9 protein-coding genes are annotated in these 10,012 nt (G+C 42.9%); 7 read left to right on the plus strand and 2 right to left on the minus strand.

The genetic code is table 11. The features are described 5' to 3' along the window. Window positions 1–26: 26 nt before the first annotated feature. Window positions 27–845 carry a tetratricopeptide repeat protein gene (locus tag QVD32_RS09510; RefSeq protein WP_021892246.1) on the minus strand — a complete coding sequence of 273 codons (819 nt, stop codon included), beginning with the start codon at window positions 843–845 and terminating at the stop codon, window positions 27–29. Window positions 846–958: 113 nt separating this feature from the next. Here QVD32_RS09510 and QVD32_RS09515 point away from each other — a divergent pair, with 113 nt between their 5' ends. The 4 genes from QVD32_RS09515 to recJ all read left to right on the plus strand — a co-directional run bounded on the left by QVD32_RS09515 (window position 959) and on the right by recJ (window position 5,719). Then, a complete protein-coding gene (locus tag QVD32_RS09515) occupies window positions 959–2,149 on the plus strand; it encodes a clostripain-related cysteine peptidase (protein WP_118687566.1) in 1,191 nt (396 codons plus the stop codon). A 19-nt stretch (window positions 2,150–2,168) separates the two neighbouring features. Beyond that, entirely contained in the window at window positions 2,169–3,095 is a 927-nt protein-coding gene (locus tag QVD32_RS09520) for a mechanosensitive ion channel family protein (RefSeq protein WP_008860660.1), read from the plus strand. A 163-nt stretch (window positions 3,096–3,258) separates the two neighbouring features. After that, window positions 3,259–3,711 (plus strand): GNAT family N-acetyltransferase, encoded by a 453-nt coding sequence (locus QVD32_RS09525; protein ID WP_287710203.1) that lies wholly within the window; start codon window positions 3,259–3,261, stop codon window positions 3,709–3,711. Between the two features lie 286 nt (window positions 3,712–3,997). Then, window positions 3,998–5,719, plus strand: coding sequence for a single-stranded-DNA-specific exonuclease RecJ (recJ, locus tag QVD32_RS09530; RefSeq protein WP_008860662.1), 1,722 nt, complete (start codon window positions 3,998–4,000; stop codon window positions 5,717–5,719). 108 nt (window positions 5,720–5,827) lie between these two features. Here recJ and QVD32_RS09535 read toward each other — a convergent pair whose 3' ends face one another. Beyond that, window positions 5,828–6,592, minus strand: a complete 765-nt coding sequence (locus QVD32_RS09535; protein WP_021892243.1) for a leucine-rich repeat protein — start codon at window positions 6,590–6,592, stop codon at window positions 5,828–5,830. A 227-nt stretch (window positions 6,593–6,819) separates the two neighbouring features. On the opposite strand from QVD32_RS09535, the gene QVD32_RS09540 reads away from it, so the two are divergent. Genes QVD32_RS09540 through QVD32_RS09550 form a run of 3 tightly spaced genes read left to right on the plus strand, consistent with a single transcriptional unit; the run spans window position 6,820 to window position 9,818 of the window. Next, window positions 6,820–8,727, plus strand: a complete 1,908-nt coding sequence (locus QVD32_RS09540) for a RecQ family ATP-dependent DNA helicase (protein WP_118687565.1) — start codon at window positions 6,820–6,822, stop codon at window positions 8,725–8,727. A gap of 36 nt (window positions 8,728–8,763) precedes the next feature. Continuing rightward, a complete protein-coding gene (locus QVD32_RS09545) occupies window positions 8,764–9,129 on the plus strand; it encodes a CidA/LrgA family protein (protein ID WP_040295795.1) in 366 nt (121 codons plus the stop codon). Next, on the plus strand, window positions 9,126–9,818 hold the full coding sequence (locus tag QVD32_RS09550) for an LrgB family protein (RefSeq protein WP_021892241.1): 693 nt from the start codon (window positions 9,126–9,128) through the stop codon (window positions 9,816–9,818). Before QVD32_RS09545 ends, QVD32_RS09550 begins: the two co-directional genes overlap by 4 nt. Window positions 9,819–10,012: the final 194 nt, after the last annotated feature.

Raw genomic sequence — 10,012 nt, forward strand, 5'->3', positions numbered from 1 at the left:
TGTCCCTGAAAAATATAAAAAGGATTCTATTCCTCTTCCAATAAACGCTCGGCCTCTTTGGAATCATAACCAAGTTCCACGGCTCGTTTCAAATCGGCCTTCGCCGATTCTCTTTCATACCTCGCCAATTTGCCCAACGCCCTCAATACATATACTACCGGGTCATCGGGAGCCAACTCGATAGCCTTTTCTATGTCTTTATCGGCTTTGGCATATTGTCCGGCGAACAAATAGGCTTCCGCCCGCCCTACATAGAGTATCTCCTTTTCGGGATTTACCCGAATTACCTGCGAATAGACCTCTATGGCTTCGGGATAATAACCCATCACTTTCAACAACGAAGCAAAACCTATGCGACCGTTGGCACTCGCCGGATTCAATTTCAAGATTCGTTCAAAATCGGCACGGCTCGAAATCGTATCTCCCCGCTCCAATGCAATCAGTCCCCTGTGATACAGCGCATCTTCGTCGGTATCGTCGATTAACAGTATCTGGCTATAATCCTGATAGGCACGATCTATACTGTCTATTTCGGAAAAAAGAGCCGCCCGATTCCGCAACAAAGTGACCGAATGAGGTGTCATCAACAATCCATTCGTATAACTCCGAAGTGCAGCTTCATAATTACCTGCATAACGTTGTACCGTACCCAAATTGGACATAAGCAACGAATTTTGCCCATTCGCGGGCTCGGTTCGCAACGCACTTACCAATGCCGACTCTGCTCCCGCCCAATCTTTCGCCTTGATGCAACTATCGGCCCTCTCTACCCATTGATAATAGGACTGTGACAATACATAAAAGGGTAACCCTACCACACAAACGAGAACCAAAAAATTTTTCATATCCCATATTTTATATAACAAAGGTACGGGTTTAGACGTTACATTCACATATTAGATATGCAAAAACGAATCAAAAGCAACAGACATTCTAAATTTTTCTGTTAATTTTGCAAATGATGAGTAATCATAAATTTATATATAGTATTTTATTCAGCCATCGGATTATCCTCTTCTTAGGAATTGTCATTCTGTTTTCGGGATGCGCCAACGAAGATGAACCGGAACAAGGACCTGTAAACCGTACGGTACTGATTTATATGTTGTCGAACAACAACTTAGGATCGACATACCGTTTCGATACGCAAAATATCAACGACATGTTACAAGTCGCTGCATCGGGAGGTCTAAATGGAGGAAATCTCATTATTTACCGCGACGGATACGATACAAATCCTCAGCTTATACAGATTAGGAAAAACGAATCTGGTTCGGCTGAAAAAGCGATTATAAAGGAATACCCGGACCGTAACTCGGCTACCACGGAAGTCATGCGTTCGGTAATCGACGAAACGAAAGAACTATTTCCAGCGAAAGAATACGGATTGATACTTTGGTCTCACAGCACCGGCTGGGCTCCGGGAAACTCCTCGTTAGCTCTTTCACCGGCTCGACGGTACGAATTGCCCACACGCTCTTTCGGGCAAGACGGAAAAAATTATATGGAAATAGACGAACTAGCAGAAGCTATACCCGATAAACAATTCCACTTCATTCTCACGGACGTTTGTTTCATGGGTGGAATAGAATGTGCCTATCAATTACGAAACAAGACCGATTATTATATAGGATCGGCAGCCGAAGTTCTAGGAGCCGGAATGCCCTACTCGTTGACCATTCCAAAACTATTCGATTATCATCTCGATCTCAAAGATGTTTGCAATACAATCTATACTTATTACAATGCTCAAAGCGGAGCATATCGCACATCTACCGTGGGATTGGTGGACTGCCATAGATTGGAAGCATTAGCCGATAGTATCCATGAAATTTTCGAGGCTCATCGAAACGATGCCATGCCCGATATTTCCAATATCCAACATTTCGATCGTCAACCGCCATATATTTGTTTTGACTTACAAGATTTTCTATCGCAAATCGCTACTCCCGATGAAAATACAGGGTTGGAGCAAGCCCTCTCCCAAGCCATACTCTACCATGCGGCAACCCCTTCGGTCATGGGAGATGTCTCCATTTACAAACATTGCGGCCTGAGCTGCTACATTTTAGGAACAGGAAACACGACCCTCGACCGATATTATACGACCCTTGATTGGTACAAACGAGTCTATCCCGACAATAATTAAACTCTTAATTCTATTCATAATGTCAATTTTCAATTCTTTACAATCCTTACTGGCTCAAACGCCAGAAGTTCCGGCTCCGGAAGAGATCGCCCAAACGTGGCAACAAAAATTATCGGCACTTTCGTCTCTATCGTTCCAGCAATTCATGGAACAAGCCATCAGTGCCATATTACACGGAGCAGTAAAAATAGCTATCGCACTGGCTGTATTTTTTATCGGAAAGTGGATCATCAACCGTATCTATCATTTTATCTCCAAAGCATTCATACGCCGTAACGTCGAACTGTCCCTGCGGACCTTTCTACTCAGCTTGATACGCATCATCTTGATGCTTATTCTCATCGTTATCGTGATAGGAATACTCGGTATCAACACCAGTTCGTTTTTAGCCATATTCGCCTCTGCCGGACTTGCCATCGGTATGGCTTTGAGCGGTACGCTTCAAAACTTCGCAGGAGGGGTCATGATACTTCTGTTCAAACCCTATAAAGTCGGAGATTTTATCGAAGCGCAAGGTTATTCGGGAACCGTAAAGGAAATACAGATATTCAATACCATACTCAATACACCGGATAACAAAACGATTATCATACCCAACGGCGGATTATCGACAGGCAGCCTGAACAACTATTCCAAAGAGGGACGCCGACGTGTCGACTGGAAAATAGGCATCGCATACGGCGACGATTTCGATACGGCTCGCAAAGCCATTCTCGAACTGCTTGCAGCAGACAAACGAGTATTCGATGACCCGGCTCCGTTTGTAGTCCTAAGCAGTCTAGCCGATAGTGCGATCGAAATAACCGTACGAGTATGGACAGCTTCCGAGAATTACTGGGGAGTATTCTTCGACTTTAACGAACAAGTCTACAAACAGTTTGACAAATACGGGCTGCATTTCCCTTATCCGCAAGTAGATGTACACATGATACAAGACAATCAATAATCATCGTATCGAACGAGAAAGGGGCGAATAAATTTTTGCCCCTTTCTCGTTTTCTTATAAAACACAAACCCTCGTATATAACAGTTTACCGATTCTTTATATACCCGTATCGTAAAACAGAGAAACAATGATAAGAGACGTAAAGCCATAAGATGCCACAGCAATCACGAAAATTTATAACGAATATATCACAAACAGCATAATTTCATTCGAAACCGAACCTTTAACCGAAGAAGATATGCTGTCACGTATCGTGCAAATATCGTCGAAATACCCCTATCTTGTCTATGAAACAGACTGCATAGTGGTCGGATACTGTTATGCCCATGCATGGAAAGAAAGAGCTGCTTACCGATATACAGCAGAAACAACCGTTTATTTATCTCCCGCATACACAGGCAGAGGCATAGGAACTCTGCTCATGCAAAAATTAATCGAAGAGTGCCGTAACAAAAATTATCGAGCATTGATAGCTTGCATAACAGACGACAATATAGCCAGCAAGTCACTCCACATCGGACTCGGATTCAAACAAGTATCCCATTTCAAAAAAGTGGGACTAAAATTCGACCGATGGTTAGATGTCGTGGACTATGAATTATTACTAACGCCATAGCACTATTTACACTCATTGTTTGAAGGAGGTTAAAAATTTGAAGATTTATAATTTTAATTCCTAAAAACGGCTCAACATTGAATGTCTTTTTATAACTTTACGGCAATAATAAGGTGAAAAAGGATTGTCTGTAAAAAATACATCTCCTTCTCACTGCGATAGTCTCATGAAGGTAAGGAATTTAAGGTAATCCTACCTCGTACACTTTCCCGGTTATATCGTCGAAAATATCTTTCTCGATTATATAATGGGGCATTAAGACAGATAAAAAATAAAAAACATATAAATGATAAGTAAATGGAATTACTTACCCCTTACATCAAACGAACAACAAATAGCCCGGACATTAGGGGACCGATATCCAAAGGTCCCTGCACTCTGTAAGCTACTCGCTCAACGAGGGGTTACTTCTGCCGCCGAAGCGGAGAAGTTTTTCAAGCCCCAGCTGTCCGATCTCCATGACCCGTTCTTAATGAGAGATATGGAAAAAGCTGTAGTTAGGCTTAATCGTGCATTAGGGAGTAAAGAAAAAATTATGATTTACGGAGACTACGACGTAGACGGGACGACTGCCGTATCTCTGGTATATAAGTTTTTACAAAACTATTATTCGGGACTCGACTACTATATCCCCGACCGTTATGAAGAGGGATACGGTATTTCCGACAAAAGTATCGACTATGCCGCCGAAAACGGTATCACGCTGTTCATCGCTCTCGACTGTGGCATCAAAGCCGTAGAAAAAATAGCTTACGCCAAAAGCAAAGGGATCGATTTTATCATCTGCGACCATCACATGCCTGATGACCAATTGCCTGATGCCGTAGCTATACTCAATCCCAAATTAGAAGGAGAAACCTATCCCTATAAACATTTGTCGGGGTGTGGCGTCGGCTACAAATTCATGCAAGGATTTGCCATCAACAACGGTATCGACATAACTTCCGACCTGGAACCGCTGCTCGATCTCGTCGCCGTGAGCATAGCGTCAGACATCGTACCCATAACCGGGGAAAACCGAATCCTCGCCTATCACGGTCTTAAACGACTCAACTCCAATCCCAGCATGGGTTTAAGAGGTATATTGAAAGTATGCGGATTGAATAACAAAAATATTACAATCAGCGACATCGTATTCAAAATAGGGCCTCGCATCAATGCTTCGGGACGTATGCAATCGGGAAAAGAAGCAGTAGACCTGCTGGTTGCCAAAGACATGGCAGGGGCTTTGGAAAAAAGTCAAAATATCGACCAGTACAATGAGGATCGTAAAGAGCTCGATAAACGTATCACCGAAGAGGCGAGCAGAATATTGGAAGAGCATATCGACATAAATCGAAGAAAATCGATTGTCATTTACAATAAAGACTGGCACAAAGGAATTATAGGTATCGTGGCCTCACGCCTGACGGAACTATATTATCGCCCGGCCGTCGTTCTCACCCTATCCGACGGACTGGCCACAGGGTCGGCTCGGTCGGTACAAGGATTCGATATTTATAAAGCCGTAGAATCTTGTCGAGACTTACTCGAAAATTTCGGAGGACATACCTATGCCGTGGGATTATCGATGAAAGAAGAACACATCAAGGAATTTACGGCTCGATTCGAGGAACACGTCGCCCGGCACATCTTACCAGACCAGATGGAACCGCAAATCGACATAGATACAGAAATCAATTTCAATGAAATCACACCCGATTTCTTTACTATGTTGAAACAATTTAATCCGTTCGGCCCGGGAAACCAAAAACCTATTTTCTGCACCCGGCGTGTAACCGATTACGGAACAAGCCGCCTTGTTGGAAAAAAGAACGAACACGTGAAATTGGAACTGGTAGATAGCAAATCGAAAAATATCATGAATGGAATCGCATTTAATATGAGTCAGCATTTCGAACATATCAAAGCCGGCAAACCATTCGATATTTGTTACACCATAGAGGAGAACACCCACAACAATGGTTCGATACAGTTATTTATCAAAGATATGCGCCCCTCGGAATAATCCTATTTGACACAATATAACAGTAGGGAGAGATTTCTTGTAAATCTCTCCCTACTGTTTACCATTTACATTTTCAAAAATAAAATTACAAGACAGGATTGAATATAATCATATCTTTACCTTAACCGTTCTACCTGCATATTTAACAAGATAAATACCTCTTTCTTGTAACCGAATCTCCATACGCTCGCCAGTTGCCGGCAAAGTTTTTACCAATACTCCGTTTATATCATAAATCCAAACATACCCTTCGGTTATACCATCTATTATTATTCGGTCTTCTTTTCCCGAAATTCTCACAGAATTTTGAATTTCTACAATCCCTGAAAAATCAGATTCTACAATCATAGGAAAATCTTTCCAAACATGAGCATTCCTATAAGCAGCCAATCGTCCTTTCGGAACATATAGTACACAATCCTTCTTATTTACATTATCAAAGCTACTAGAATCACAAACAGGTGGAACCTGTCCCAAACAATAGATTTGCACCAAAAACAAACAATTTTGGAAAGCACATTTATTAACTGAAACGATACTTTCAGGTAAAGTCACAGTTTCCACCCCCAAACAGCCTCCGAAAGCATTTTCTTCAATCGATGTCACTCTATACGTCTTTGAATAATCAACCACAGGTGGCCCAATAATCTCTCCACCCGGTCCAACAACAAAAATTCCATCTCCACCTTGAACTTCTTCGGGGATAACAATTTTCCCAATATACTCAGTCGTTCCCCTATCTACACCAACGGTCGCCTCAGACTCAGATGTAATTTTATAATAAATCTTCTCATGCTCAAAGTCATAAGCCTTTATGTTAAAAATAGTAGAGAAAAAGCAGCCGAATAATAAAATTCTCCGTATTTGATTCATCTTTCTAACTAAAAACACATATCATAATAACGGTCAAACTTTATTTTTATTATATATCGCTTTTTTTTAGATATTGCAACCCTCTTTACTTTATACTAATCAAGAAATAAAAAAAATTCAAAAAACGCCCCTCTGACCTTGAACGAATCGATAACAATCAGATTTATTTCGCTATTTCTACGTCATAAAAGATAAAATTGTAATTTTGCGCCGAATCTGTAAAAGGAATGAACGAAATTATCCACGAAGTATTGCATAAATATTGGGGCTATTCCCAATTCCGTCCTATGCAGGAAGAGATTATCACCTCACTGCTCGACGGGCATGACACGTTGGGATTAATGCCGACGGGGGGAGGAAAATCCCTCACATTCCAAGTTTCCACCCTTAGCCGGGAAGGTATCTGTTTAGTAATTACCCCATTGGTCGCTTTGATGAAAGACCAAGTAGATAACCTACGCAGCCGAGGGATACGGGCTGCTTATCTGCACGCCGGTATGACGCGCCGTGAGATGATCGTTACTCTCGACAATTGCCTGTACGGACGCTATAAATTTCTGTACATTTCACCGGAACGTCTGGATACGGAATTATTCATCGCTCGTATTAAAGGATTGCCGGTTTCCTTTATCGTCGTGGACGAAGCTCACTGCATTTCTCAATGGGGATACGATTTCCGTCCGGCCTATTTGAAAATAGCGGACATACGTTATATTCTGCCCGAAGTCCCTATACTGGCACTCACAGCTACTGCTACCCCCAAAGTAGCCGAAGATATACAACGTAAACTATCCTTTCGCAACGGGCAAGTTTTCCGCACCGGCTTCTCACGTCCCAATCTTTCATACGTGGTAAGACAAGGAGAAGACAAGCTCCAACAACTGCTACGCATACTCAACCGTGTGCCGGGCAGCGCTATCGTGTATGTGAGGAATCGAAAACGTACGAAAGAAGTTGCCGAAGAATTGCGCAAAGCTGGTATCTCGGCAGATTTTTTTCACGCCGGATTGAACTCGGAAGAAAAAGCCGATAAACAACAAAAATGGAAAGCAGACGAAATCCGGGTTATGGTTTCGACAAATGCCTTCGGCATGGGTATAGACAAACCAAACGTAAGGGTTGTCGTCCATATCGAAATGCCGAACGCCCCCGAAGAGTACTTTCAGGAAGCGGGACGAGCGGGGCGTGATGGAACCCGTTCCTATGCGGTATTACTTTATGCCCGAAGAGATAAAGCCACGTTGCACAAAAGGTTGACCGAGGAATTTCCCGATAAGGAATTTATATTGAAAGTTTACGAACGCGTAGGCAATTTTCTCGAAATAGCATTAGGCTATGGCATGGATTCGATTTACGAGTTTAACTTGAAACGCTTTTGCACCACATTCAAGTATGCTGCCACACCTGTACTCAACGCGCTGAAAATACTTACCATTTCGGGATATATCGAATTTATCGAGGAAACCGACTCTCTATCCCGGATCATGATTCTGGTACACAAGGACGAACTATACGAATTACGAGAAAGTGATCCCCAAACCGACCGTGTGCTGCAATGCTTGTTGCGATCTTATACCGGACTGTTCGCCGACTACACATATATTCATGAAGATTTGTTGTGCCAACGGCTCGGCATGAACCAGCAGGAAGTGTATGAATCGCTGCTAAAACTGAACCGCATGCATGTACTGCATTATATTCCCCGGCGTCGCACCCCATACATCGTCTATACCCGGGAACGCATGGAGCCCCGCTATGTACAAATTACCCGTGAAGCCTATGAAGAGCGTCGAGAGCGTATGGCAGATCGCATAAAAAGTATGATTACATACGCCACCTCCTCTCGCTGTCGCCAACAAATGCTCCTAGAATATTTCGGAGAAAAAGCAGATTATGAATGTGGCTATTGCGACAACTGTATCGAACGAAAAAAACGAGAGACCGCCTCAAAAAATTCTCCGATACAAATTGCGAAAGAGATACAGCGACTGCTCGGAAATGGGGCAATCAGCCGAAACGAAATCGTGGAAAGCCTCCCCTATCCAGAGAACGAGGTTATCGAGAGCTTGCGCTTTTTACAGGACGAAGGATTCATTACCGCCTGCGAAGACGGTATTCACTATAAAAATAAATAACAGAAGGTATTCAGGTATTATCAAGATTAAGTAAAAATGATTAAAGGTTTTTGTTACATCATGCTTTTCTATGTATTAGGAGAGATGATGAGTCTGCTAATCGGGAAACTCATTCCCGGCAGCGTATGCGGCATGATATTGCTATTCATCGCGCTCACTTTAAAATGGATCCGTCCGCACGATGTAGATAAAGCAGCCTCGGCACTCACCCGCAATATGGCTCTGTTTTTCGTTCCCGCCAGCATAGGGCTAATGCACGAATATAAAATACTCATGAGCAATTGGGTAGTATTACTCACCGTATCGGTTGTGACAACATTGCTGGTGATCGTTGTCGTCGGAGTAACCGAAGAACAGCTCGACCGTAAATTATCCCATAAGAAAGGAGGTGAAAAAATATGAGTGAAATATTTTCTTCTACTCCCTTTATACTCCTATTGGTATTGGGAAGCTATTTAGCCGGCTGCAAATTGTACCGAAAAAAACACATAGCTCTGTTTCACCCTCTTCTAGTCGCTATGGTGCTTATCATAGCTCTCCTTTCATTACTGGACATTGACTATGACACGTTTTGTGCAGGTAGTAGTTTCATCAGCTTTCTTTTAGGACCCTCGGTCGTTGCACTGGGATATGCCCTTTACGAACAAATCGAGCAAATCAGAGGGAAAGAGATACCCGTACTTACTGCTGTCTTTGCCGGCGGTATCGTAGGTATAGTAAGTGTCATAGCTATTTGCAGAATCATGGGAGTAGACGAGACTATCACCTCGTCACTGCAACCTAAATCGGTAACCATACCCATCGCTATCTCCTTGTCGGAACACTCGAATGGCATACCGTCGCTCACCGCAGTTATCGTATTTGGCTGCGGGCTTTTGGGCGGTATTGTCGGTCCTGCCATTCTCGACCGCTGCCATGTCAACAGCCGAGTAGCCAGAGGGCTTGCCTTAGGTTCGGCGGCACATGGGCTAGGAACGGCACGAGCCATCGAATTGGGAGCCGTCGAAGGAGCTATCAGTGGCTTGGCCATCGGGCTGATGGGAGTTATCACCTCTTTACTTATACCTCTCTTTGAAAGTATTATGCGCTAATAATCAAAGCATAAAATAAAAATATGACTTTATACCGATAAAATTAAGTATAATAATTTACAGATACCGCTTGCATATTCCAATAAAAGCCGTATCTTTGCAACGCTTTTACAAAAAGCAACAAGGTTAGATTCGCTAGCTCAGCTGGTAGAGCACAACACTTTTAATGTTGGGGTCTTGGGTTCGAGCCCCAA

This window comes from Barnesiella sp. (genome assembly GCF_022723415.1).
Taxonomy (GTDB): domain Bacteria; phylum Bacteroidota; class Bacteroidia; order Bacteroidales; family Barnesiellaceae; genus Barnesiella; species Barnesiella intestinihominis.